General features: G+C 67.5%; 27 protein-coding genes. 10 read left to right on the top strand and 17 right to left on the bottom strand.

Annotation, left to right across the window (positions count from 1 at the left end; all coding sequences use genetic code 11):
• The first annotated feature begins 168 nt into the window (after positions 1-168).
• Positions 169-1,668 (top strand): AAA family ATPase, encoded by a 1,500-nt coding sequence (locus VGN58_RS16985; RefSeq protein ID WP_327484348.1) that lies wholly within the window; start codon positions 169-171, stop codon positions 1,666-1,668.
• A 162-nt stretch (positions 1,669-1,830) separates the two neighbouring features.
• Entirely contained in the window at positions 1,831-2,226 is a 396-nt protein-coding gene (locus VGN58_RS16990; protein ID WP_327484349.1) for a hypothetical protein, read from the top strand.
• Between the two features lie 131 nt (positions 2,227-2,357).
• On the opposite strand, the gene VGN58_RS16995 is transcribed toward VGN58_RS16990, so the two are convergent.
• The 8 genes from VGN58_RS16995 to VGN58_RS17030 form a co-directional block, all read right to left on the bottom strand.
• A complete protein-coding gene (locus tag VGN58_RS16995; RefSeq protein ID WP_327484350.1) occupies positions 2,358-2,702 on the bottom strand; it encodes a hypothetical protein in 345 nt (114 codons plus the stop codon).
• Positions 2,703-2,721: 19 nt separating this feature from the next.
• On the bottom strand, positions 2,722-3,069 hold the full coding sequence (locus VGN58_RS17000) for a hypothetical protein (protein ID WP_327484351.1): 348 nt from the start codon (positions 3,067-3,069) through the stop codon (positions 2,722-2,724).
• A 91-nt stretch (positions 3,070-3,160) separates the two neighbouring features.
• Complete coding sequence (locus tag VGN58_RS17005) at positions 3,161-3,439, bottom strand: hypothetical protein (protein ID WP_327484352.1); 279 nt, start codon at positions 3,437-3,439, stop codon at positions 3,161-3,163.
• A gap of 36 nt (positions 3,440-3,475) precedes the next feature.
• Positions 3,476-3,994 (bottom strand): hypothetical protein, encoded by a 519-nt coding sequence (locus VGN58_RS17010; protein ID WP_327484353.1) that lies wholly within the window; start codon positions 3,992-3,994, stop codon positions 3,476-3,478.
• Positions 3,995-4,086: 92 nt separating this feature from the next.
• Positions 4,087-4,485 (bottom strand): nucleotide pyrophosphohydrolase, encoded by a 399-nt coding sequence (locus tag VGN58_RS17015; RefSeq protein ID WP_327484354.1) that lies wholly within the window; start codon positions 4,483-4,485, stop codon positions 4,087-4,089.
• 18 nt (positions 4,486-4,503) lie between these two features.
• A complete protein-coding gene (locus VGN58_RS17020) occupies positions 4,504-4,857 on the bottom strand; it encodes a hypothetical protein (RefSeq protein WP_327484355.1) in 354 nt (117 codons plus the stop codon).
• 49 nt (positions 4,858-4,906) lie between these two features.
• Positions 4,907-5,374: a hypothetical protein gene (locus VGN58_RS17025; RefSeq protein ID WP_327484356.1), complete on the bottom strand. Its 468-nt coding sequence runs from the start codon at positions 5,372-5,374 to the stop codon at positions 4,907-4,909.
• A 183-nt stretch (positions 5,375-5,557) separates the two neighbouring features.
• Positions 5,558-6,265: a hypothetical protein gene (locus VGN58_RS17030; RefSeq protein ID WP_327484357.1), complete on the bottom strand. Its 708-nt coding sequence runs from the start codon at positions 6,263-6,265 to the stop codon at positions 5,558-5,560.
• Positions 6,266-6,359: 94 nt separating this feature from the next.
• Between VGN58_RS17030 and VGN58_RS17035 the strand changes: the two genes are divergently transcribed.
• The 5 genes from VGN58_RS17035 to VGN58_RS17055 all read left to right on the top strand — a co-directional run bounded on the left by VGN58_RS17035 (position 6,360) and on the right by VGN58_RS17055 (position 11,488).
• A complete protein-coding gene (locus VGN58_RS17035) occupies positions 6,360-7,034 on the top strand; it encodes an ABC transporter ATP-binding protein (RefSeq protein ID WP_327484358.1) in 675 nt (224 codons plus the stop codon).
• Entirely contained in the window at positions 7,021-7,995 is a 975-nt protein-coding gene (locus VGN58_RS17040) for an HlyD family secretion protein (protein WP_327484359.1), read from the top strand. The genes VGN58_RS17035 and VGN58_RS17040 overlap by 14 nt, the downstream gene beginning before the upstream one ends.
• A complete protein-coding gene (locus tag VGN58_RS17045) occupies positions 7,992-8,963 on the top strand; it encodes an HlyD family secretion protein (protein ID WP_327484360.1) in 972 nt (323 codons plus the stop codon). Before VGN58_RS17040 ends, VGN58_RS17045 begins: the two co-directional genes overlap by 4 nt.
• Positions 8,960-10,162: a hypothetical protein gene (locus VGN58_RS17050; RefSeq protein WP_327484361.1), complete on the top strand. Its 1,203-nt coding sequence runs from the start codon at positions 8,960-8,962 to the stop codon at positions 10,160-10,162. Before VGN58_RS17045 ends, VGN58_RS17050 begins: the two co-directional genes overlap by 4 nt.
• A 75-nt stretch (positions 10,163-10,237) precedes the next feature.
• Positions 10,238-11,488: an ABC transporter permease gene (locus tag VGN58_RS17055; RefSeq protein ID WP_327484362.1), complete on the top strand. Its 1,251-nt coding sequence runs from the start codon at positions 10,238-10,240 to the stop codon at positions 11,486-11,488.
• Positions 11,489-11,678: 190 nt separating this feature from the next.
• Here VGN58_RS17055 and VGN58_RS17060 read toward each other — a convergent pair whose 3' ends face one another.
• From VGN58_RS17060 to VGN58_RS17085, 6 genes are all read right to left on the bottom strand, one after another.
• The gene (locus VGN58_RS17060) at positions 11,679-12,173 is read right to left on the bottom strand and encodes a hypothetical protein (protein WP_327484363.1); all 495 of its coding nucleotides are present in this window, start codon (positions 12,171-12,173) and stop codon (positions 11,679-11,681) included.
• A 53-nt stretch (positions 12,174-12,226) separates the two neighbouring features.
• Complete coding sequence (locus tag VGN58_RS17065; RefSeq protein WP_327484364.1) at positions 12,227-12,682, bottom strand: DUF4262 domain-containing protein; 456 nt, start codon at positions 12,680-12,682, stop codon at positions 12,227-12,229.
• A gap of 52 nt (positions 12,683-12,734) precedes the next feature.
• Complete coding sequence (locus VGN58_RS17070) at positions 12,735-13,433, bottom strand: hypothetical protein (RefSeq protein ID WP_327484365.1); 699 nt, start codon at positions 13,431-13,433, stop codon at positions 12,735-12,737.
• Between the two features lie 80 nt (positions 13,434-13,513).
• Complete coding sequence (locus VGN58_RS17075) at positions 13,514-14,383, bottom strand: hypothetical protein (protein WP_327484366.1); 870 nt, start codon at positions 14,381-14,383, stop codon at positions 13,514-13,516.
• Between the two features lie 202 nt (positions 14,384-14,585).
• The gene (locus VGN58_RS17080) at positions 14,586-15,428 is read right to left on the bottom strand and encodes a PhzF family phenazine biosynthesis isomerase (protein WP_327484367.1); all 843 of its coding nucleotides are present in this window, start codon (positions 15,426-15,428) and stop codon (positions 14,586-14,588) included.
• On the bottom strand, positions 15,425-16,102 hold the full coding sequence (locus VGN58_RS17085) for a hypothetical protein (protein WP_327484368.1): 678 nt from the start codon (positions 16,100-16,102) through the stop codon (positions 15,425-15,427). The genes VGN58_RS17080 and VGN58_RS17085 overlap by 4 nt, the downstream gene beginning before the upstream one ends.
• 60 nt (positions 16,103-16,162) lie before the next feature.
• Here VGN58_RS17085 and VGN58_RS17090 point away from each other — a divergent pair, with 60 nt between their 5' ends.
• A complete protein-coding gene (locus tag VGN58_RS17090; protein WP_327484369.1) occupies positions 16,163-17,614 on the top strand; it encodes a PLP-dependent aminotransferase family protein in 1,452 nt (483 codons plus the stop codon).
• Between the two features lie 33 nt (positions 17,615-17,647).
• On the opposite strand, the gene VGN58_RS17095 is transcribed toward VGN58_RS17090, so the two are convergent.
• From VGN58_RS17095 to VGN58_RS17105, 3 genes are all read right to left on the bottom strand, one after another.
• Entirely contained in the window at positions 17,648-18,130 is a 483-nt protein-coding gene (locus tag VGN58_RS17095) for an MgtC/SapB family protein (RefSeq protein ID WP_327484370.1), read from the bottom strand.
• A gap of 57 nt (positions 18,131-18,187) precedes the next feature.
• The gene (locus VGN58_RS17100; protein WP_327484371.1) at positions 18,188-19,333 is read right to left on the bottom strand and encodes a hypothetical protein; all 1,146 of its coding nucleotides are present in this window, start codon (positions 19,331-19,333) and stop codon (positions 18,188-18,190) included.
• A 222-nt stretch (positions 19,334-19,555) separates the two neighbouring features.
• A complete protein-coding gene (locus VGN58_RS17105; protein WP_327484372.1) occupies positions 19,556-20,473 on the bottom strand; it encodes an AEC family transporter in 918 nt (305 codons plus the stop codon).
• A gap of 284 nt (positions 20,474-20,757) precedes the next feature.
• On the opposite strand from VGN58_RS17105, the gene VGN58_RS17110 reads away from it, so the two are divergent.
• Complete coding sequence (locus VGN58_RS17110; protein ID WP_327484373.1) at positions 20,758-21,417, top strand: alpha/beta hydrolase; 660 nt, start codon at positions 20,758-20,760, stop codon at positions 21,415-21,417.
• The gene (zapE, locus tag VGN58_RS17115; protein ID WP_327484374.1) at positions 21,417-22,568 is read left to right on the top strand and encodes a cell division protein ZapE; all 1,152 of its coding nucleotides are present in this window, start codon (positions 21,417-21,419) and stop codon (positions 22,566-22,568) included. Before VGN58_RS17110 ends, zapE begins: the two co-directional genes overlap by 1 nt.
• The last annotated feature ends 1 nt before the right edge of the window (position 22,569 follow it).

Here is a 22,569-nt window from a genome sequence, read left to right on the forward strand (position 1 = left end):
GGAGAACCCGGAGGGTACACCGGGGGCGGTGAAGCAGAAAGGCGGGGAGGCAGGAGTGAGGGGAGGAGTGAGGAGTGAGGGGAAGCCGGGTCTTGCCTTCGCTCACTCCTCACTCCTCCCCACTCACTCCTTGCTGTTATCGTTCCGTCCCCACGGACCGGACGCCCCATGAACGAGCTGCAGGACCTCACCGCGCTGATCCGCGCCAATACCCCGCTGATCGTCATCGAGACCCAGGACGAGGGCCGGGTGGTGGACCTGTTCCGGCAGGCGCTGGGCCAGGTGTGGCGGGCGCTGTTCCGCTGGAGCATCACCGAGGGCCTGCGCCGGCTGGACATGGACCGCGAGGACGACGCCGTCGGGCCGCCCGACGCCAGCGCCGCCCTGCAGGCCATCAGGCAGGCCGAGCAGCGCGGCATCTACCTGCTGCTCGATTTCCATCCCTACCTGGGCTACGCCAGCAGCCAGCGCCAGCTCCGCGACATCCTGCAGCGGCGCCACAGCCTGCCGCACGTGGTGGTGCTGGTCGGCGCGAAGATCGAACTGCCGGCCGAACTCGAAGCGCTGGCGGTGCGCTTCAACCCGCGCCTGCCCGACGGCCCCACGCTGCTGAAGATGGTGCGCGAGGAAGCCGAGCACTACGCCCGCGAACACGGCGGCCGTCGCGTGGAGGCCGATGGCGAGGCGGTCAAGCAGATCGTGCGCAACCTGCAGGGCCTGAGCCTGGTCGACGCGCGCCGCATCGCCCGCCAGCTGATCTTCGCCGACGGCGCCCTGACCGCCAGCGACCTGCCGGCGCTGAACAAGCTGAAGTTCGAGCTGCTCAACCGCAGCGGCCACCTGCATTACGAATACGACACCGCCAAGTTCGCCGACGTCGCCGGCGCCTCACGCCTCAAGCGCTGGATCGAACAGCGCCGCGCGGTGTTCGTCGCCGGCAATCCGCCGCCGGGCCTGGACCTGCCCAAGGGCGTGCTGCTGCTCGGCGTGCAGGGCTGCGGCAAATCGATGCTGGCCAAGGCCACCGCCGCCGGCTTCGGCGTGCCGCTGCTGCGCCTGGACTTCGGCACGCTGTACGACAAGTACCACGGCGAGACCGAAAAGAACCTGCGCGCCGCACTGGCTTCCGCAGAACAGCTGGCGCCGTGCGTGCTGTGGATCGACGAGATCGAGAAGGGCCTGGCCAGCGGCGGCGACGAGGACGGCGGCGTCTCGCGCCGCGTGCTCGGTTACCTGCTGACGTGGATGGCCGAACGCAAGGCCGGCGCCACCAGCGGTCAGGTCTTCCTCGTCGCCACCGCCAACCAGGTGCAGGACCTGCCGCCGGAACTGCTGCGCAAGGGCCGCTTCGACGAGATCTTCTTCGTCGACCTGCCCTCGCCGGAGGCGCGCGTCGACGTGCTGCGCGTGCACCTGTCGCGTCGTGCGCTGGACCCGGACGCCTTCAACCTGCCGGCACTGGCCGCCGCGGCCAACGGCTTCTCCGGCGCCGAACTGGAACAGGCCATCGTCTCCGCCCTGTACGCCGCGCATGCCGAACAGAAGCCCCTCGACACCGACCTGGTCATGCACGAGATCCGCAGCACCCGCCCCCTGTCCGTGCTGATGGCCGAACAAGTGCAGGCCCTGCGCGAATGGGCGCGCGAGCGCACCGTGCCCGCCGACTGAGCGCGCCGCTGCCATCGCACCCTCTGTGGGAGCGACGTAAGTCGCGAGCTTTTCGGCAGCCCCGGTCAGCACGCGAGGCGGTAGCAGCCAGCGGAGAGCTCCCCGCTTCACCCACCGCATACGGTCACGGACGCATGCTGGCGTTCCCATCGAGACACCGCCATGCCCCGCAAGCGCAGCCCCTCACGTGTCCTGGGCACGCAATTGATCGATCTGGGAGCCGCGTCCGCGCCCGTCATATCGCGGCGCCTGATGCAGATGGCCACCGCCGGCGCCACCCCCTCCGCGCGCGACCGCCGCGAGTTCACCCGCATGTCCAGCGAGAAGGTGACCGCGGCCTGGGAGTCGTGGGGCGCGATGGCCGGTTACGCGATGACACTGAATACGGCGGCCACGCAGGCCGCGATGGCGTTCTGGCTGCCGTGGGTCTTCGCCGCCAAGCCGCTGCCGTCGGCCGAGGACGCGCTGATCTCGATGGCCTCCGCCGGCGTGCAGCCCTACCGTCGCATCGCCGTGGCCAACCACCGCCGCCTGAGCAAGCGCACACCGCGCCGGTGATCGGCAAGCGCGTAGCGCTGTAGGCGCGACGTCAGTCGCGACCGCACGCCTACAGCCCCATCAAGCCTCGCGTCCCACCACCTCCACAAGCCGGCACGCACCTATCGCCAATCGCCTTGCCGCGTATCGAGTCAGCGCACGTACGCGTGCGGCAGCTTCACGGCAGCCGCCTTGACCTGCGGACACGCAGTTTCGTACCCGTGCAGCGGTAACGCCCTGATCTGCCCGGCAAGCCCCGCCGGGTCGTCCGTCGCGGCGACCGCATTGGCGATCGAATGGATGGTGGCGGTGTAGCACTGCCCGGCCGTGAACTGCTCGGAGAACGCGCCCAGCCAGAAGAAGAACGGCGCGGCCAGGACGATCGCCGCCAGTCCCAGCCACGCGCCCCTTCTGTTCACGCCGCGCGAGGCCAGCAGGAAGACCGCCGCCATGACGCAGAAACCGATCAGCAGGACGAACAGGAGGAGGGCCGTCATGCCGCGCTGGCCGATCGCGTCACTCGTTGGCCTGTTCGAGCTTGATCGTAGACACGCGGTTGCCCAACGCGATGATCTCCTCGGCCGTCATGCCCGAGACCTTGTCCTTGATGCGGGTGATGCCGAGGGTCTGCAGGTCGGGGGCGCCGACCACGTCATACGCCGAGTTCGCGCCGGCGAGGCTGATCTTCAGCAGCGCAAGCGGCAGTTCCCGCTTCTGCTCGGGAGAGGCTTCCTCATGCATGGCCTTCCAACTCGCCTCTGCGGCAGCGTCCGATGACGCATCGAGCCGCACGGGCTCCTTCGCCGACACCGTCGATACGGCAAGCAGGGCGGCCAGTGCTGCGACAGCAAAACGGTGCTTCATCGTGATCTTCCTTGTGGTTGGAGGGGATGTGCGTGTACGGGCCGTGCTTCGGAGTGCTGACCCGCCGCAAGCATAGCAAGCCGCTTTCGACTCAGTACCGCAGCGGCGACGGGAACACCGACGGCGCGGTGATCATGGCGGCCCAGGCCAGCAGCGCGAACGCAAGCGCCAGCCTGGCCATGCCGCTCCGGTACGACGGCGCTGCGGCCAACAGCAGCGGCGGAATCGGCGCCAGGACGTCCATGGTCAGCTGCATGGGATGGTCCAGTTCGAGCGTTACGGCCAGATGGATGCAGAGCAGCGCCATGCCCAGGTACGCGACTCTGGCGACAGGTCCGATGCGGTCGGCGCGGGGATGGGATTCGGCCATGAGGTCTGACTCCGGCAGCGGATGTCTGGCGGATGGTCAGGCCACATCCGCCAGCGGCCCGTGACGGTAGCGGAGGATGAGCCGCTTGATGCCCGAGCTGCCGAAGATCAGCCAGGCGGCGAGCGCCAGTTCCGCCACCGTGGTGACGACACTGGCGATCTGCTCGTAACCCCACGGGACGTACGCCGCGCCCACCTGGCGGGACAGCAGGAACAGGGTGGCCCAGTACAGCGCGTCCGGCAGTGCATACGCCAGCACCCAGACGCCCAGCAGGGTCAGCCCGACCGAGAGCGCCACCGGGCCGCTCATCGCGGTCTCGGAGCGTGGCTCGCGCATGGCAGGCAGCAGCCTTCTGGCGAGGGTGAGCGGGAAGAACCAGAGCACCGCGCACACGGACAGGCTGCCCGCCAGCACCAGCCCGACCAGCACCAGCGAGGGTCGCGACTCCGGCTGATCGAGCAGCGCCATCGCGCTCGGGAACGAGCGCGCGACGGTCACCAGCAGGAACACGGCGAAGATGCGTACTGCAACGGCAACGAGATCTTCCCTGGCCATGCTGGTGTCCCCTGTGGTGTGGTGCTGGACGGAGTTTGAAGGATGCGGCGCCTGAGACCCGGCTTTCAAGCGACGCTAGTGTGCGCGAATGGTCAGCCGGTGCTGGTATGGCCTTCCAGCTCGCCCGCCACATGCGCGGCGATCTCCCGGGTATTCCTGACGAACTCCGCCTCCAGGTCGATGCCGCATTTATTGGCAAGGACCAGAATCGACCACAGGCAGTCCGACAGTTCATGGCCGAGCTTCGCCTTGTGGTCGTCGATGGTCCGGACGCCCGCCTCGGCCTGGATGAGCTTCGCCAGATCGCCCACATCCCCCACGAAGCCCAGCGCAAGTTCCTGCGTCGTCCATACACGGCCATACCGCAGGGTCTCGAGCTGCTCGTACAGCGCGTTCAACTGGAGTGCCGCTTTTTCGAGATCGCTGAAGTCCACCTGTCCCCCTTGTCGCCCCAAGTCTTTCGGGTTGCTTGCTGGTTCGGTAGCGCCCATCAATCAGCGGGTATCCCTCTAGCCCGCGCTGCGGTAGAAGAAAACACCCGCAATCACCACGTCATAGCTCGGATCCTGGAGCTCCGAGGGAATGAACGAGGACGCCGGGTCGAGGATGAAGACGCCGCGCTGCTCGACGAAGAACTCATACGTGATGATGTAGAGGCCTTCATCATTTCGATAGACCCTTTTGGGCTTCAACTCTGCCACGGCTTGGGGCCAATTCGACGATGGTATCTCGCCTTCCGGGTAATCAAGCAGCGCGTCGCGTACGGCGATCAGACGCTCCGCATGGTCGCGTGGAAGCGACGGCGCGCAGCCGGCAAGGGTCACGACGAGCAACAGCAGGCAGAGCCATGAGAGTGGTTTCATCGCATTTCGTGCGTGATCCATGGATGGGACCCGGAAATAGCAGGGGGCGCTACGACTCATGCGGCGCCGCCCCATAGAACGAAAGGTCGATGTTGCAGCCGAGCTCGGCTGCCAGCTGGACGAGCGTGGTTGGCAGTCGGTAGGACGGCCACGGCCTGTCCTCGGTCGCCAGGTCGTACAGACCGAAATCCAACGTCACAGAGGAGAAGCCAAGGCTCCTGATGAGCAGCATGTCGTCCCGGTGCTTTCGCATGAACCTGACCGCTCGCCTTGCCTGGGCGGGCAAGCCCTCGGCGCGAGACAGCGTGATGTTGAAACCGGAGGTCTGGATCGGGCCACGGCTTTGGATAACGCCCGGCTGTCCCTTCCAGAATACGCGAACCGGCTGAAGTGACGACTCCGCAAGGAACTTGCGTACCTTGGCAGTAGATCCGGAAACCCTGAGCATGCATGACGGCATCTGTACGCCCCGACGCGTGATGGATCCCGTTGCCGGGGTGATGATGCGGATGCTCAAGAAGGAACACTTCCGCGTCAAGGCACCGAAAACCAACCGCGGGATGGGATCCCCATCGCGCAATCGGGAAACCCCGGCACAGACGATTGCCTCAGGGTCGCGCTGGTCCGACACGCATTCCCTCAATCGCAAACGACGATGAAGGGTATCGCCTGCGAGCCAGAATATTCTCCGCGCTCTTCGTCAGCGCTCGGCCCTTCTTACAGATCGACGTCCATCGACGACCCGGAACTTGAAGCGGTACGCGAGCTTCACGGGAACCGCCTGGAGCGCCGCATCGGTCGAATCGCACTCGCCTTCCCTCGACTCGAATGTGCAGATGGCGGCACCGAAGTAGGTCCATTGTCCAACCGCAGCCGCCACCTGCGGATAAAACAGGACACTGGCAGCGGACCCGGGCGGTTCACAGCCGTCCGCAGCGGATATCTGCTTAACATCATCGATGGCGCCGTCGGAAGAAACCGACAGCTCTACACAGATGTCGATATCCGCATCGCCCTGTGTCGGATACCCGTCCGGAAAGTCCGGCATGGGCTCGTTGATCGGCACTGGCGCCAAGAACACCTGGTTCTGCCGCAACTGCTCACGCACTGCGCCCAGCGGCAGGATCATGTCCTTGACAACGCTGGAAGAGTCGGTGCGCGGTGCGCTGTGTGCGCATCCAGCCAGACACAGGATGAGCAGAAGCCTCTTCACCTTCACGATTCCGGCACCCTCCAAGGTCGGACTGTCAGCCCCTGTGCTGTCGTCCTTACATGGGTGAACTTGCCATCCTTCGCCGCGCATGACCATCCCGGCGGCGAAAAATTTCTTCCCTACTCCGCCGCGCTCACCACCCTCCCGCAGTTGCACCCCCGCGCAGGCATCTGGGATGCTCTCGGTTCGACGCACAGGACACTCGACCGCCGCCCGCGTTCCGACCCACCGGTCGGGAACCCTGGCGGACCGGGGCGGTCGATCACCACGAAGGAACGAAGGGGACACGATGATCGAGTTGCAGGGCGTACAGCGGCACTACGCCATGAGTGGACAGACGGTGCGGGCCCTGGCCGGGGTGGACCTGCACATCGGGCAGGGCGAATTCGTCGCCATCACCGGCGCCTCGGGTTCGGGCAAGTCCAGCCTGCTGAACATCCTGGGCTGCCTGGACCACCCCAGCAGCGGCACCTACCGGTTCGAGGGCCGCGACGTGGCCAGCTTCGACGACGAGGCCAGCAGCGACCTGCGCAACCGCCGCATCGGCTTCGTGTTCCAGAGCTTCCACCTGCTGCCGCGGCTGACCGTGCTGGAGAACGTGCTGCTGCCGCTGCGCTTCCACCGGCAGCCGCCGCCGGGCACGCACGAGCGCGCGCTCGCCCTGCTCGACCGCGTCGGCCTGGCCGAGCGCCGCGACCACCGCCCCAGCGAACTCTCCGGCGGGCAGATGCAGCGCGCCGCCATCGCCCGCGCCCTGCTGCTGCAACCGGCCCTGCTGCTGGCCGACGAGCCCACCGGCAACCTCGACTCGAAGAGCGCCGCCGACGTGCTGGCGCTGATCGACGAAGTGCATGCCGGTGGCCAGACCGTGGTGCTGGTGACCCACGACCACGACATCGCCGCGCACGCGCCGCGCCAGGTGAAGCTGCGCGACGGCAAGGTGGAATCCGATGCGCTGCAGTAAGTCCGTCCTGATCGCCGTGGCCCTGGCCGCCGCTCCCGCGCACGCGGTGGTGCTGACCGGCGAAGTGCGCGCGATCGACGCGCAGCAGATCCTCACCCCGCAGTCGAACAGCGCGCCGGTGGTGATCCGCTACTACGTGCCCGAAGGCGAGCGGGTGAAGAAGGGCGACGTGGTGCTGCGCATCGACCCCGGCCAGTCCGCCAGCCGCATTCCCGACCTGGAGGCGCAGATCGAACAGGGCCGCGCCAAGGACGCCAAGGACGTGGCCGAACTGCAGGTCAAGGCGGTGCAGGCCGAGATGGCGCTGGTGGAAGCCGAAGCGGAGCTGGCCGCCGCCAAACTGGACGCCACCATTCCGCGCGACCTGATCTCCGGCCTGGACTACGACCGCCACCAGGGCGAACTGGACCGCACCACCCGCGAGGTCGCGCTGAAGCGCAAGGACCTGGCTGCCGCCAACGCCGCCGTGCAGCGGCGCATCCAGGACGGCCGCCTGCAGATCGAGAAACTGGTGCTGCAGCGCGACTACCACGCCGCCCTCGTGCGTACGTCGGAAGTGATCGCCGACCGCGATGGCGTGGTCGTGCACGGCTTCAACAACAACTGGATCGGCGGCCGCATCGACGAAGGCTCCTCCACCATGCCCGGCAGCAAGGCCGGCGAAGTGGTCAGCAGCGGCCGCATGAACGTGCGCGCCTGGGCGCTGGAACCGGACCGCCGCGGCCTGGCCGTCGGCCAGCCGGTGACGCTGGCGTTCGATGCGGTGCCGGGGCGCAAGCTGGGTGGCCGCATCGCCTTCATCTCCGGCGCGCCCGAGCGGCGCCCGGAATGGGGCGAGGGCCGCTACTTCACCCTCGACATCACCCTCGACGCGCACACGCTGGCGTTGATGCCGGGCATGAGCGTGCGCGTGATCGCGACCCCGGCGCAGGCGCCGGCCGGCCAGGGGAAGGCGCCATGAACGCGCGTGCCTGCATGCTTTCACTGGCGCTGCTGGCGGCCCTGCCGGTGGCGCACGCCGCCACCCTGCGCGTGGACGGCGAGGTGTACGCACAGCGCAGCGTGCAGCTGGTGCCGCCGGCGGTGGACCGCCTGTGGCAGTTCAACCTGACCCAACTGGCGCCCGACGGCAGCACGGTGAAGAAGGGCGACATCGTGGTCGCCTTCGACACCAACGAACTGGTGCGCCAGCTGGCCGAGAAGCAGAGCCTGCTGCAGGAAAAGAAGCGCGAGCTGGAAAACCTGACCCTGGACGTGGCCGAACGCGAACGCAGCCAGCGCCTGGCCACCGCCGAGGCCGAGGCCGAGCGCGACAAGGCCGCCCGCAAGACCCAGCAGCCGCGCGAGCTGATCGCCGCGCTGGACTACGACAAGCTGGTGGAGGACCGCCGCCGGACCGAGCGCCTGGCCGTGCTGGCGCAGCAGGCCGAGCGCGCCGCCGCCGAACAGCGCCGGCAGGAACTGCGCCTGGTGACCGCGGAACTGCAACAGGCGCAGGCCGACGTCACCCGCCTGCAGACCTCGATCGCCGCGCTCACCCTGCCTGCGCCGCGCGACGGCGTGATCATGCACAAGAGCAACTGGAACGGCGAGAAGTTCGACGTCGGCTCGCAGGTCTGGCGCGGCCAGACCGTGGCCGAGATCCCGGACCCCGCCACCCTCGCCGTGCGCGCGCAGCTGCCCGAGCGCGACCTGCAACGGGTCAAGGAAGGCGTGCGCGCACGCATCGTGGTGGAAGGCGGTGGCGGCAGCGCGTACCACGGCAAGGTGGCCGGCATCGGCCGCGCGGTGCGCAGCAAGTCGCAGGTGCAGCCGGTGCCCGTGCTCGACCTGGAGATCCGGCTGGACGATGCGAAAGCCAAGCTGCGTCCCGGCCAGGCGGTGCGCGTGGAGCTGACCGTGCCCGACATCGCCGGAGGTGCGAAATGAAGCGCGTGCTGCGATCCGCGTGGATGGTGGCGCTGGCCGCTGCGCTGGCCGCCTGCGGCAGCGACGAGACGCCCGTGGCCAGCGAGACCGTGGTGCAGGGCCCGCTGACGATCAGTGTGCGCGGCGAAGGCGAACTGCGTTCGGCCAAGCCCACGCCGTTGAACGTGCCCGGCAAGAACTGGGCGCAGCGACAGGTCGAATGGATGCTGCCGGAAGGCAGCCTGGTGAAGAAGGGCGACGTGCTGGCCCGCTTCGTCTCGCCCGAGGGCGAGCAGCAACTGGCGCAGGCGATGATCGACCTGCAGCGCAACGCCCTGGCGCGCGCGGCCAAGGAAAGCGGGCTGGATTCGGCGCAGGGCCGCGTGGAAGTGGACCTGTCGCGGGTGGCCGTGCAACTGGGCATCGCCCAGCGCTATGCCGATGCCGACCTCAGCACGGTGGCGCGCAACCAGGTGCTGGATGCGATCGAGGACAAGGAATACCTGCAGGTGCGGCAGGGCGTGCTGCAATGGCAGCGCGACCAGTCCGGCGTGCGCGGCGGCGCCGAACTGGCGGTGCTGGACGCGCAGCGCGCCACCTTCGACATGAACGCGAAGACGCGCAAGGACGACCTGGAAGCGCTGGAACTGCGCGCGCCCAACGACGGCGTGCTGCTGCTCGCCGCCAACTGGTCGGGCGACAAGCCCACGGTCGGCGCCAACCTGCGCGCGGGCTTCGAGTTCGGCAGCCTGCCGGACACCTCGGCGATGGAAGTGGAGATCGACCTGCCGCAGATCGAGGCGCAGGGCGTGCAGGCCGGCGATGCTGCATCCGCTCGGCCGCCCGGACCAGCGCATCGACAGCACGCTCTCGTGGGTGGCCAGCGCCGCCAAGGTGCGCAACCGCGAGAGCCCGGTGAAGTTCCTGTCGATGCGCGCGCCGATCCCGGCCGACGCGATCGAGCGCTACCGGCTGATCCCCGGCCAGCGCTTCGCCGCCTCGGTGGTGCTGCTCGACGCCAAGGATGCGATGGCGGTGCCGAACGTGGCCATCGAGCAGCGCGACGACCGCCACTGGGTGCAGGTGAAGCAGGGCAACGACTACGTGGCGCGCGAAGTGAAACTCGGCGTGCGCGGCACCGCGCGTTCGCAGGTGCTGTCGGGCCTGACGCCAGGCGAGCAGGTGCGGCTGTCGCAGGTCGAGGTGCCCGCGCCGGGTGACGACGGCAACGCGAAGGACAAGGACGCGACCGACGGCGAAGACGCCGCCACCGATGACGCAGAAGGAAAGAGCGCATGACCGGCCTGTTCAACCGCCTGCCCACGGTCTGGCGCGAAGCGGTGGAGGAACTGTGGCGGCGCCGCCTGCGCACGCTGCTGACGCTGCTGGGCATGATCTTCGGCGTGGGCGCGATCGTGGCGATGCAGGCGGTGGGCGAAGGCAGCCGGCGCGAAGCGCTGCGACTGGTCGAAGGCCTGGGCCTGCACAACCTGATCGCCGAGGCCAAGGCGCAGGACGAGGACACGCTGAAGGAAACCCGCGAGCGCAGCCTGGGCCTGACCGTCGCCGATGCGGATGCGGCGTTGAGCGTGGTGCCCGGCGCGGAACGCCACGCCGCCGAGAAACAGGTGCGCACGCACACGGTGTTCAGCGATACCGGCCGCAGCGACGCGCAGGCCAGCGGCGTCAGCGCCCACTGGTTCGAGCTGTCCTCGCTGAAGATCGCCCAGGGTCGCGCGTTCACCGCCGACGATGAAGCCGCATTGGCGGCGGTGGCGGTGCTGGGCCACCAGGCGGCGGCCGACCTGTTCCCGAAAGGCGATGCGGTGGGCGGATTGGTCAAGGTCAATCATGTCTGGCTGGAAGTGATCGGCGTGCTGGCCGACCGCGACCTGGGCCAGGACGATTTCGAGGGCGTGCAGCTGGGTTCGGAAAGCAACCGCATCTACGCGCCGCTGGCCAGCGTGCGCGCGCGTTTCCGCTTCCAGCCGCAGGAAGACGAGGTGGACCGTTTCCTGCTGCGCCTCGACGATCCGCAGCGGCTGGCCGCCGGAGCCGGCGTGCTGGCGGCGGTGCTCGACCAGCGCCACGCCGGCATGGCGGACTACCAGTTGATCGTGCCGCAGCAGCTGTTCCAGCAGCATCAGCAGACGCAGCGCATCTTCCAGATCGTGATGGGCGCGATCGCCGGCGTCAGCCTGCTGGTCGGCGGCATCGGCATCATGAACATCATGCTGGCCAACGTGCTGGAGCGGCGCCGCGAGATCGGCCTGCTGCGTGCGCTCGGCGCGCGGCGGCGGGACGTGATCGCGCAGTTCCTGCGCGAGGCCACGGTCATCTGCATCGCCGGCGCGGGACTGGGACTGCTGTTCGGCGGCGTGCTGGCCTATCTGATCGCCACCTTCGCCGGCTGGCAGGTCGCGTGGGCGCCGCTGCCGATCCTGCTGTCGGCCGGCTTCTGCGCCGTGGTCGGCCTGGGCTTCGGCGTGTACCCCGCACGGCAGGCCGCGCAACTGGACCCGATCGCGGCGTTGCGGCATGACTGAAGAAGCGATCCGTCACGCCGTCGTAGGATGGGTGGAGCCGAAGGCGATACCCATCGAATCTCTGCGGTGAGCCAGCGCCCTGTGCCCACCTATGGTCGAGGCTCGCGCCCACGATTGAAACATGTGACGTCCGCCATCCACGCGATGGGTATCGCCTTCGGCTCCACCCATCCTACGGAAAAGTCTCAACTCACTTGGCTTGCTGCCAGTGGGAACACTTGTCGGCAGGGTTGATGATCCGGCCACGTGTCCCGCCGATCAGCGGCTTCCACATCCGTGTACCCATAAGGATTCGACCGTCCACGAGCGAGTAGGTGACGGAGGAATACTGGTTGTCGTGGCTTCTCGGATTGTAGGGTCCCGAGTAGAAGTCCAGCGACACGTAAGGAGGGAGAATCCCTCGCTCGTGGTACCAGGAACCGCTCGCTTCAACGTGCGTGACATCGCCAAGGAGATCGATCACGCACTTGTTGAGGGCGACCCGGAACTTCGGTGAAGAAAGGACGACCTGCTGGACTTTGCTCGCGTTGTCCTTGGAGCGGACGATGCTGATCCGGACGGGACCGTACTCGGCAGGAAGATCCGCCAGTGTGCCGTCTGGCTTGATGGGCAGGATGCGGTCCTGGTGAGCGAAGGCCATGCCCGGCGAGAAGCCAAGCAGCAGGATGGCGACGAGTCTCTTCATGACGCCTCTGAGTCGGATTCGTAGGATGGTTGGGGGCTCGGCATCAGCGTGCGTCATGCGGCCTCACTCGCAAGCAACGGCTGGTTGTCGCGGAACCACTCCGATGCCGCCGGCTCCCACGGCCATACGCCCGAGGTGGTGGGCCAGATGAGTTGCACGGCCTCGAAATCGGGGCCGTCGTGCAGCCAGCAGGCGGACCGCATGTAGCCGGCGCGATGCTCGCGCGCGACCGCGCCGAATTGAACGGCGAATCCGTCGAGGAAGCCGAGGTAGAGAACGCCGGGCTGGAACCGCTCGCCCGCCTGGCACCGCCGGTTGTAGTCGTTGATCATCCCGTGCGACAGCTTACCGTTGAGCCCGAGGACGATGATCTCCGGCGCGCCGGATGACCTGGCGATGCCGATGGAGTACGAGAACGGCGGCTCCTTCCCGTCCGGGTCGAAGACGGAGGTGACGCTGCACCCGTGCTCTTCGATGTGCTGGAGGATGTTGCGCTCGTATTCTTCCATCAGTCCTGGTTAATGCATGAATAAAGATGCGCCGCGAAGCGAAGTCGAATCGCTAGGCGCGAGTTCGCAACGCCTCAAGCCTCTGATCATTGTCCCGTAGCCATTGCTCGAGTGCCTCAAATCTATGAGGCCAAATCTCGTTGTACTGCTGTTCGTAGCATAAGAACACCAAATCCGCAGAAGCGATCGTGTGATTTCTAATGGGGTCTATTGCAGAGAATCTGTTTGAAAAGCTGGTCAAGAAGATCTCGGGCTGGCTGGTGCTAAATCCGTAGATCATCCCAGCAGCATTTGGATGAGCATCCTCACTCAGCCTATTGTAGATCTCAAGGATCATAGGATGATCCTTGGCGAAGTGCGTCAAAGCCGTAAGAACATTCACTGGCTGAAAATAATCTTCATTCTTTCCGCCGAGCAGCAACTGCTTTGTAATTTCATCAAAAGAATCGAAGTCAATTTGGCCAGAGACCACATCGTTTAGCTTCTTGTTTAGATAAGCGAGCAGCGCAGACGTCTCACAAGCACTGCGCAGAACTATACGGGCAGACAAGTACCTACTTGAATCAACCAAGTCGATAAACGCCGCTCCGAGATCTGCCATGCGCCACAACGACGCTTCACGGACGAGGACGCTCCGGAATGTTGCTTTCCATTTGTGAGCTATAGGACAACGTGCATACAACGAGCCAGCGTCAACCTCTAGAGGAAGAGATGCGACCCAAGTTGCTACACGTTGCCTGATATTGTCCATGCCGCTTAATACCTTAGTTAACTCCGCCGCGAAACGGCGTCGGCTTGGGCGAATTGTTAGCTGCGCCGCGCAGAGGGTCGCTAGCTGCATCCAAACAGCAGCTCTTCAAGCTTCTGTTTTGAAGGAATCTTTTCTTCTCTAACCATGCGCAACAGCACCGTTCTGACGAGATCAAAAGTGCTCAGTAGATCACTTGCGTTGTGACGAGGTTTCCCGTGCGCCGCAGCCGATCGCTTATCGTAAAGCGCTCCGATCTCCTTCTGCTTTGCGAGGCGGGCGGGTCCCAACGGCTCTAGATAGGCGGCGATCAGGGCGGAAACGCGGAATTTAAGCTCAGACGTGGACGGAGAAAAAAGAGCTTCCAGTGCTCCCCACAACGAGATCAGGGCCAAAGCGTCGTTTTTTATGAACTGGCCAGCGCTCAATGCATCAGCTGCGAGTCTAAATTCTTGGCTCTGCCGATAGAGGACCTCTGCTTTCACCCAATTTTGCTGCACCCACTCAAGCTTTTCAGCCATTTGCTCACGATTCGCCGGCTCAAGAGCAAAGAAGCGAGGCGAGACCTCTAGCGGGAACACCTTTGCATGATCGTTGCCTCTCATCTCGGTCAGCTGGCCAAACGGTCGATCTGCGACAACCGCCATGGTGACGGAAGGGTCGCACCATAACCTGATGGTGAGAACGATGATCGATGCGCGTTCTATGCACTTCGCGATGTCCGGTTCACCCGCAGACGAGAGCTTCAGCTCAGCGGTTATATCCATGCGCCTAGCCCCGAACTGCCAATACGCTGGGCGTATGTCTTCTAGGCGAACAGTTTTGTCTGGATTTTCTAAGGTGAGCGGAGTGAGGAAGCGGGCGCTTGTGCGCTGGATTAGAACCCCTTCGCCGAGGTCAATGGCATCTGACGCGAGTTCCAAGCCAGTCAGCCCCACGTAGACGTCAGACACCCAAATCCCCCATGCGCGGCTAACGCCCAGTAGGCCCCATTCCCAGGGCTGTGTGGATGTTCACGCCCTACCCATCATGCGTCAAGGCAGGCGATGCGTTAGTGCACGCCGGCGTTGGGCGCATGCCGGAACGTGGAGTGCAGAAGCGCCACAGACATGCTTCACCCGTCAGCCATCAACCCCAACCTTGGTGATGGCTGCCTCAACCCCCCACCCCAATCTCCACCGCCGTCCCACTCACCCTTACCCCCTCGCTTACATCCACCGGCACCGCCACCCGCAACACACTCGGTCGCCCGAGATCATGCCCCTGGTGGATGGTGAACCTGCGTTGGTCGGACAACAGATCCTGCGACGCCAGATATGCACCCAATGCCGCGGCCGCCGCGCCGGTCGCCGGATCTTCCACCACGCCACCTGGCGGGAAGGGATTGCGTGCGTGCAGGGTGTGCGCGTCTTCGCGCCAGACCAGGTTGATGGTCGTCCAGCCGCGTGCGGCCATCAGGGTGGCGAGGGCATCGAAGTCGTAGTGCAGGTCGGCCAGGCGTGCACGCGAGGCGGCGGCGATGACCGGATGCCATGCACCCGCATACGCCAGCGCGGGCGGCAGTGCGGGATCGAGATCTTCGTGATGCCAACCGAGCGTCGCGAGCAGTGCGTCGAGATCGGCGGACGACAACGCATCGACGCGCGGCGCGACGCTGGTCAGCGTGGCGGTGAAGCCGGCATCGACGGTGACCCGCACGGGGCCGACCTGCGTGTGCAGCAGGACATCGCCGGGACCCTCCTTGTGCGCACGCGCGACCATCGCTGCGATGGTGGCATGCCCGCAGAAACTCACTTCGGCCAGCGGACTGAAATAGCGCACATCGAGATCGCCGTCCGCGCGCGGCGACAGGAACGCGGTTTCCGAATACCCCACGTCGGCGGCGATGCGCTGCATGGCATCGGCCGACAGGCCGCGCGCATCCAGCACCACGCCGGCGGGATTGCCGCCGTGCGGGTCGGTGGTGAAGGCGCTGTAGCGCAGCACGGCAGCGGTCATGGCGTTTCTCCGGCGACGGCGACGGGCGGATCGAGGCGCACCACGAGGTAGCGCAGGAAGAACTGCGTCAGCGGGCCCACGCCGAACGCGAACAGCACGGTGCCGACACCGGCGACGCCGCCGAGCAGCATGCCGATGATCAGCACGGTGACTTCAATCAGCGTGCGGATGCGGCGGATCGACCAGCCGGTACGGCGCGCGAGTCCCGTCATCAAGCCGTCGCGCGGACCCGGGCCCAGCTGCGCGCCGATGTACAGCGCGGTGGCGATCGCGCACAGCACCACACCGGCGACCAGGTAAGCGATACGCAACGGCAGTCCCTCCGGCGTGCCCAGCAGGGCCAGGTTGAGGTCGGCGAACGGACCCAGCAGCAGCGTGTTGGCGAGCGTGCCCACGCCCGGCATCTGCCGCAGCGGAATCCACGCCAGCAGCACGCCCACGGCGGTGAGCACCATCACCATGCCGAACGACAGCGGCACGTGCCGCGACACGCCCAGGTGGAAGACGTCCCACGGCGAGGCGCCGACCGCGCCTTCGATCATCAGCGCGATGGCCAGCCCGTACAGCCACAGGCCGACCAGCAGGCGCAGCAGGCGTTCCGGCAGGCGGCCGGCTTTCAGTTGGGCGAGGGGACCGAGATTGGCGAGGCCGTTGGGCGGCGTGAGCGGTTTCATGGGGCCACCATCTCCAATATTGGCCCTTTTCTCCAGAGCCAATCCTGCGATAGTGGCCCCATGGAACGCTCACTGGCCCCCGATCGCCTCGCCACGCTGGTCGGCGACTTTCCTCGCTCGCCCGCCTATCGCGGCCTGCGCCAGGCGCTGCAGGAACTGATCGGCGACGGCCGCATTCCCTTGGGCACGCGACTGCCCAGCGAGCGCGCGGTCACCCGGGCACTGGGCGTCTCGCGCAACACCGTGACCCGCGCCTACGCCGACCTGGTGGCGGCCGGCTTCGCCACCGCGCGGCAGGGCGCCGGCACCTACGCCACCGTGCCCATCGACCGCCGGCGCGCGCACGACCATGCGTTGCACACGGTGGACCGGGCGCACGCGGCCGATGGCGTGATCGACCTCAACTGCGCGGCCGGTGCCGCCACGCCGGGCGTTGCCGCCGCCTATGCGCGCGCGCTCGACGCACTGCCCGCCTACCTGGCCAGCGACGGCTACCTGCCCTCGGGACTGCCGGCGCTGCGGGCACGCGTCGCCGCGGGCTACACGCAGCGCGGCCTGCCGACGGCGGTGGAACAGATCGTCATCACCACCGGCGCGCTGTCGGCGACCGCGATCATCGCGCGGGCGCTGACGCGGCCGGGCGACCGCGTGATGATCGAATCGCCGGTGTACTCGAACGCGATCGAAGCGCTGCGGCTCGGCGGCGGACGCCTGGTCAGCGCGCCGCTGGCCGATGCGCTGGGCGACGAAGGCTGGGACCTGGCCGCCATCGACGCGACGCTGCGGCAGACCGCGCCGCGCATCGCCTACCTGATTCCGGATTTCCAGAACCCCACCGGCTTCCTGATGGACGACGCGCAGCGCGCCCGCTATGCCGCCGCGCTGCACGCCACGCGTACGGTGGCGATCGTCGACGAGACGCTGCAGTCCACCGGCCTGGGCGACGCACCCATGCCGGCGCCGTTCGCCTTGCACGCACCGGACACCTATACCGTCGGCAGCGCCTCGAAGCTGTGCTGGGGCGGCTTGCGCGTGGGCTGGATCCGCGCACCACGCGAGGCGGTGGACCGCCTGATCGCCGCACGCGTGCAGATGGACCTGGGCAGTTCGCTGTTCGACCAGCTGGTGGTGGCGGAGATGCTGGATGCCGACGACGTGCTGTCCGCACGCCGCGAGCAGCTGCGGCAACGCCGCGACGCCCTGGCCGGCGCCCTGCGCGAGCACCTGCCCGACTGGCGTTTCCGCCTGCCCGACGGCGGCATGTCGCTGTGGGTGCGGATGCCGCACGGCAGCGCGACGCAACTGGCCGTGGATGTGGAGCGCCGCGGCGTGCACCTGGCGCCGGGGCCGGTCTTCAGCGTGGAAGGCGGTGCCGACCAGTGGCTGCGGATTCCATTCGCGCGACCCGAGGAACAACTGGTGCAGGCGGTGCGGGTGATGGCGGACGCATGGTCGGCACGCCCGCAGGAGCCGGGCGTGCCGTCGCGACGCGGAACGCGGCTGATCGCGTGATGCCGGCGGCGTCGCGCTGTCGCGGCCGGTCGCTCAGCGGTCGGGCAGGTCGTCGCGCGCCTTGCCCCGCGACACGCGCCGCTCGATCCACGCCAGCACCGAGAGCACGGCCAGCGTCAGCAGCGTGGCCAGCAGCGCCAGCCAGCCATGGCCGAAGCCGACCGCCACGCCGATCACCGCCACCATCAACAGCGAGGCGGCGGTGGTGATGCCGGCGATGGTGCGGCCGCGCTGCGCGATCATGGTGCCGGCGCCGATGAAGGCGACGCCGGCGATCACCGCTTCCACCAGCCGGAACGGATCGATCTGCACCCGCTCTTCGTTGTGCTGCGCCTGCGCCAGCATCATCTCGCCCATGCCGGTGAGCATCGCGGCGGCGGCGGCCACCAGCGTATGCGTGCGAAAGCCGGCGGGCCGGTCCTTGATCTCGCGTTCCAGCCCGATCATGCCGCCCAGCAGCATCGCGAAGGCGATGCGCGCGACCACCGACACCTGCGATTCCCATCCATCGAACATGGCGTGACCTCCGCAGCCGATGCTTCCACCGGCATGGTCAACGCGATGCGAAGGTGGTCAGGGGGCTGGCGGCGTGCCGGTCAGCAGGGCGCGGTAGTTCGGGTCGGCCGGTTGCCAGCCAGCGGGCGGTTCGCCGGCGATGCCGTTGGCCTGCAGCTGGTGGCGCATGGCGGCGAGTTCGCCGTCGCGCAGGAAGACATCGACATGATCGTCCGGCAAGCGTCGCGCCTCTGCAGGTCGCTGGTACAGCTGCATGACGTTCTCGTACACCCAGGCGAACTGGCGCAGGCGCTCGCGTGCGGTCGTGCGTTCGACCTCCGTATCGGCCCACCGCACCAGTTGCGGCAACGCGACGGCGGGCATGATCAGCATGGATGTGTCGGCGGCCATCAGCGTGTAGAGGTGCTTGCAGGTGGATCGCGCATCGGCCGGCAATTCACCGACCTGCGGCCGGCATCGTTGCGTGACCGGAAGCAGCGAAGGCATGGCGATCGCCGCATTGATGCCCATCACCCCCATGTCGGCAAGCTCCTGCGGCGTGACGGCCCGACCGATCCGGAAGTCCTCGCCCATCGCGGCCGCCAACGCGGGATCCAGCGGCGGCGCCGGTACCTGTCGCAGCGTCGCGGCCATCAGCAGGCCGACGTTGTTGAAATGCCCGCGATAGTGGGTCGCATCGGCGGCTGCCTGCCAGTACCGCTCGGCGGATGCCATGTCCTTGCGTTCGACGGCGTCGTGGTAGGCCGTGAGCAGGAGTTCGGCGTTGCCCTCATCGACCGCCATCAACCACTGCAGCAGACGGTCGCGGTCGCAGCGGGCATGGTTCTTGGGGCAGGCATTCAGCAGCGCCCAGTCCACCAGCGGATCGTCGCCGGTGGAGGCGTCGTAGGCGGCCTGGATCCAGGTACGGGATTGGTCCCAGGCGCGCGCCTGGATGTCCACATCGTCGCCACTCCTTGGCCACAGCCATCCCGCGATCAAGAGGTCGCGCGGCGTACCGCGCGCAGCGACGGTGCGCAGGTGCGTTTCGATGTTGACGCGCCATGCGTCGTGCCAGGCCTGGCTGGCGGCCGCGAGCCTTGGATCGGATTCGACCCGGCCCGGCACCTCCGGGGGCGGACCTTCCTGTGCGAAGGACGGCGATGAAACCAAAGCCGACGCCATCAATACCAGCCACGCACCGATCTGCCTTGCCTTGCGCATTGCCCACTCCTGTCGGGAACGGCGGCCACGTTCGCACGAACGATACATCCTGCGCCAGCGGCCTCTGCCTCTGGCATTCCCGCGGCTTTCAACAGACGCACGTCTGGTAAGGCGTGACGCGCGCCTCGACAGCCGACTGACCGGTGACCCGGTGTCCTCGCTTGCCATGAAGTCGCTGGATCCCAGCCTGCGCGGGAACGACGGCGGTGGTCCAGACCGTCGCTAGCGCACCAGCTGTCCCACCACCCACGCCCACAGCGGCAACGTCACCAGCGACAGCAGGATGCCGTAGCCGACCAGTGCGGCCGCGAGCCGTGGCGCGAGCTGGTGCGCGATGGCCAGCGCGGCGGCGGTGATCATGGGCGGCATGGCCGATTCCAGCACGTTCGCCTGCAGCATACCGCCGGTCATGCCGAACGCCAGCGACAGCGGCACCGCGAGCGCGGGCATCACCAGCAGGCGCAGCAGCAGGCCGACGGCGAGCGGCTTGAGTTCGTCGCGCGGCAGCTTCAGCTGCAGGGTCAGGCCGACCGCCAGCATCACCAGCGGCAGCATCGCATCGGCGAGTTTCTGCAGCGCCGAGCCGATCCACGCCGGCGGCTGTTCCGGCATCAGCGTCAGGCCGAACAGCAGCGCCCACACCGGTGGGAACTTCAGGATGCGCAGGCCGATCTCGCGTGCCGTCGGCGGCGCATCGCCGCCATACCGCGCCAGCACGTACAGGCCGAACGTGTACAGCAGGATGAAGGTACCGAACTGGTCGTACACCACCGCATACGGCAGCGCCTGCTCGCCCAGCAGCGCGCGCACCATCGGGTAGCCGATGAAGCTGCTGTTGCACAACGCCACGCACAGCAGCAGCACGGCGTGCTCGTCGCGGCGGAACTTCAGCACGCGCGTGGCCAGCGCGACCAGCGCGACGGTGGCCACGGTCAACAGCCACGGCGTGACGATCACGCCGGCCAGCGAAATGTCCAGGCGCAGCCGCGGCACGTAGGTCAGCACCGCCGCCGGCAGGCAGACGTACAGCACCACGCGGTTGAGCACGTCGGCGGCGTTGTCGGGGAACACGCGCAGGCGCGCGAACAGCATGCCGAGCGCCAGCAGGGTCAGGATCAGGGCGAAGGCATCGAATGCCATGGTGCGGCGGGTGCGGCGTGGGGACGGCAGGATCGCACAGCGCTGCGCGCGGCGCTGCGGGACCTTGGTCGCACGCCTGACGCCGTCATTCCTTGCGCGTCACCACGGCGCTGGCCGGGGCCCAGTGACGCTTCTTGCTCCCCGGGGAACGTCGCCGGGTGACCGGCCATGCGGTCGTTGTAAAGCGCTTCCGGCTTGACCAGCCGTTCGGCTGTTGCGAGCCGCCGGAATGACGGAAGCTGGGACTGACATCGCCGTGCGCAGCCAGGGCTTATCATGGCGGCATGACGAATCCCGCCTTCCCCTCCGCGTCCGGCCCGATCACCCTCGACGGCCCCGACGGCCCGCTGGAAGCCCACGTCGACTGGCCGGAAGAAGGCGAGCCGGTCGCGCCGTTGACTGCCGTGGTCTGCCATCCGCTGCCCACCGAAGGCGGCACCATGCACAACAAGGTGGTGGTGATGGCCGCGCGCAGCCTGCGCGAACTCGGCGCGGTGACGGTGCGCTTCAACTTCCGCGGCACCGGCGCGTCGGCCGGCCTGTTCGACCATGGCGATGGCGAAGTGGACGACCTGCGCGCGGTGGTGCGGTGGGTGCGCGAACACCGGCCCGGCACGCAGCTGTGGCTGGCCGGTTTCAGCTTCGGTGCGTACGTGTCGCTGCGCGCGACCGACGCGCTGCAGCCCGATGCGCTGCTGTCGATCGCGCCGCCCGCCGGCCGCTGGGATTTCGCCGCGATCGTGCCCCCGACCTGTCCGTGGCTGGTGATCCAGGGCGAGGAGGACGAGATCGTCGAGCCGCAGGCGGTCTACGACTGGATCGACAGCCTGAAGCAGCCGCCGGAACTGATCCGCATGCCGGAGACCAGCCACTTCTTCCACCGCAAGCTGATGGACCTGCGCGGCGCCATCAAGCACGCGATGAAAGGCTACGTGCCGGCGTGATGACGGACGAAGCGAACGGCGAGGCGCCCACGCCGTCGCAGGTGTACGCGCGCGGCGCGGCGCAGGGCCAGTGGCAGGACGATCCGGCGCAGCATCCGGCGCTGGCGGAACTGGACCGCATCCATGCGGCGCTGCTGGCGGACGACGGCGCGCCCGGCCTGCTCGGCCGCCTGTTCGGCAAGCCTCCGGAGACGGTGAAGGGCCTGTACTACTGGGGCGAGGTCGGCCGCGGCAAGACCTTCCTGGTCGACCTGTTCTACGACAACCTGCCGCTGCCGACGTATTCCGTGTCGCAGAACAAGGCGCACGGCGAGGGCGGCGGCAAGTACCGCACGCACTTCCACCGCTTCATGCGCGGCGTGCACGAGCGCCTGCGCCTGCATGCGGGCGAAGCCGATCCGCTGGCGAAGATCGTGCGCGAGGCGCGCGGCAAGCTGCGGGTGCTGGTGCTGGACGAATTCTTCGTCACCGACATCGGCGATGCGATGCTGCTGGCCCGGCTGCTGGAACGCATGTTCGCCGAAGGCATTGCGCTGGTGACCACGTCGAACACCGCACCGGAGAACCTGTACAAGGACGGCCTGCAGCGCGCGGGCTTCCTGCCGGCCATCGAGCTGCTGCAACAGCACTGCGTGGTGCTGCGCTCGGACGGGCAGGAAGACTACCGCCTGCGCGCGCTGACCCGTTCGCCGGTGTATCGCACGCCGCTGGACGGCGCCGCCGACGACTGGCTGGCGATGCGCTGGCGCGAACTCAGCGGCGGCGACGCGGCGCAGGGCGGCAACATCGAGATCGACAGCCGCAAGATCCCGGTGCGGGGGCGCGGCAAGAGCATCGCGTGGTTCGACTTCGCGGCGCTGTGCGAAGGTCCGCGCGGAACGACGGACTACATCGAGGTCGCGCACGAGTTCAACACCGTGCTGCTGGGCGGCATTCCCACCTTCGACCGCATGAACGAGGACGCGGCGCGCCGCTTCGTCAACCTGATCGACGAGCTGTACGACCGCCACGTCAACCTGGTCTGCACCGCGGCCGCCGCGCCGACCGCACTGTACGACGGCACCCGGCTGCAGGGCGCGTTCGAGCGCACGGCCTCGCGCCTGATCGAGATGCAGAGCGCCGAGTACCTGGCCACGCCGCACAAGGCCTGAG

This window comes from Pseudoxanthomonas sp. (genome assembly GCF_035999195.1).
Lineage (GTDB): Bacteria > Pseudomonadota > Gammaproteobacteria > Xanthomonadales > Xanthomonadaceae > Pseudoxanthomonas_A.

Coding starts and splice junctions, on each gene's coding strand:
- VGN58_RS16985 (WP_327484348.1), top strand. CDS start 169: ATGAACGAGCTGCAGGACCTCACCGCGCTGATCCGCGCCAATACCCCG.
- VGN58_RS16990 (WP_327484349.1), top strand. CDS start 1,831: ATGCCCCGCAAGCGCAGCCCCTCACGTGTCCTGGGCACGCAATTGATC.
- VGN58_RS16995 (WP_327484350.1), bottom strand. CDS start 2,702: ATGACGGCCCTCCTCCTGTTCGTCCTGCTGATCGGTTTCTGCGTCATG.
- VGN58_RS17000 (WP_327484351.1), bottom strand. CDS start 3,069: ATGAAGCACCGTTTTGCTGTCGCAGCACTGGCCGCCCTGCTTGCCGTA.
- VGN58_RS17005 (WP_327484352.1), bottom strand. CDS start 3,439: ATGGCCGAATCCCATCCCCGCGCCGACCGCATCGGACCTGTCGCCAGA.
- VGN58_RS17010 (WP_327484353.1), bottom strand. CDS start 3,994: ATGGCCAGGGAAGATCTCGTTGCCGTTGCAGTACGCATCTTCGCCGTG.
- VGN58_RS17015 (WP_327484354.1), bottom strand. CDS start 4,485: ATGGGCGCTACCGAACCAGCAAGCAACCCGAAAGACTTGGGGCGACAA.
- VGN58_RS17020 (WP_327484355.1), bottom strand. CDS start 4,857: ATGAAACCACTCTCATGGCTCTGCCTGCTGTTGCTCGTCGTGACCCTT.
- VGN58_RS17035 (WP_327484358.1), top strand. CDS start 6,360: ATGATCGAGTTGCAGGGCGTACAGCGGCACTACGCCATGAGTGGACAG.
- VGN58_RS17040 (WP_327484359.1), top strand. CDS start 7,021: ATGCGCTGCAGTAAGTCCGTCCTGATCGCCGTGGCCCTGGCCGCCGCT.
- VGN58_RS17045 (WP_327484360.1), top strand. CDS start 7,992: ATGAACGCGCGTGCCTGCATGCTTTCACTGGCGCTGCTGGCGGCCCTG.
- VGN58_RS17050 (WP_327484361.1), top strand. CDS start 8,960: ATGAAGCGCGTGCTGCGATCCGCGTGGATGGTGGCGCTGGCCGCTGCG.
- VGN58_RS17055 (WP_327484362.1), top strand. CDS start 10,238: ATGACCGGCCTGTTCAACCGCCTGCCCACGGTCTGGCGCGAAGCGGTG.
- VGN58_RS17060 (WP_327484363.1), bottom strand. CDS start 12,173: ATGAAGAGACTCGTCGCCATCCTGCTGCTTGGCTTCTCGCCGGGCATG.
- VGN58_RS17065 (WP_327484364.1), bottom strand. CDS start 12,682: ATGGAAGAATACGAGCGCAACATCCTCCAGCACATCGAAGAGCACGGG.
- VGN58_RS17070 (WP_327484365.1), bottom strand. CDS start 13,433: ATGGACAATATCAGGCAACGTGTAGCAACTTGGGTCGCATCTCTTCCT.
- VGN58_RS17080 (WP_327484367.1), bottom strand. CDS start 15,428: ATGACCGCTGCCGTGCTGCGCTACAGCGCCTTCACCACCGACCCGCAC.
- VGN58_RS17085 (WP_327484368.1), bottom strand. CDS start 16,102: ATGAAACCGCTCACGCCGCCCAACGGCCTCGCCAATCTCGGTCCCCTC.
- VGN58_RS17090 (WP_327484369.1), top strand. CDS start 16,163: ATGGAACGCTCACTGGCCCCCGATCGCCTCGCCACGCTGGTCGGCGAC.
- VGN58_RS17095 (WP_327484370.1), bottom strand. CDS start 18,130: ATGTTCGATGGATGGGAATCGCAGGTGTCGGTGGTCGCGCGCATCGCC.
- VGN58_RS17100 (WP_327484371.1), bottom strand. CDS start 19,333: ATGCGCAAGGCAAGGCAGATCGGTGCGTGGCTGGTATTGATGGCGTCG.
- VGN58_RS17105 (WP_327484372.1), bottom strand. CDS start 20,473: ATGGCATTCGATGCCTTCGCCCTGATCCTGACCCTGCTGGCGCTCGGC.
- VGN58_RS17110 (WP_327484373.1), top strand. CDS start 20,758: ATGACGAATCCCGCCTTCCCCTCCGCGTCCGGCCCGATCACCCTCGAC.
- zapE (WP_327484374.1), top strand. CDS start 21,417: ATGACGGACGAAGCGAACGGCGAGGCGCCCACGCCGTCGCAGGTGTAC.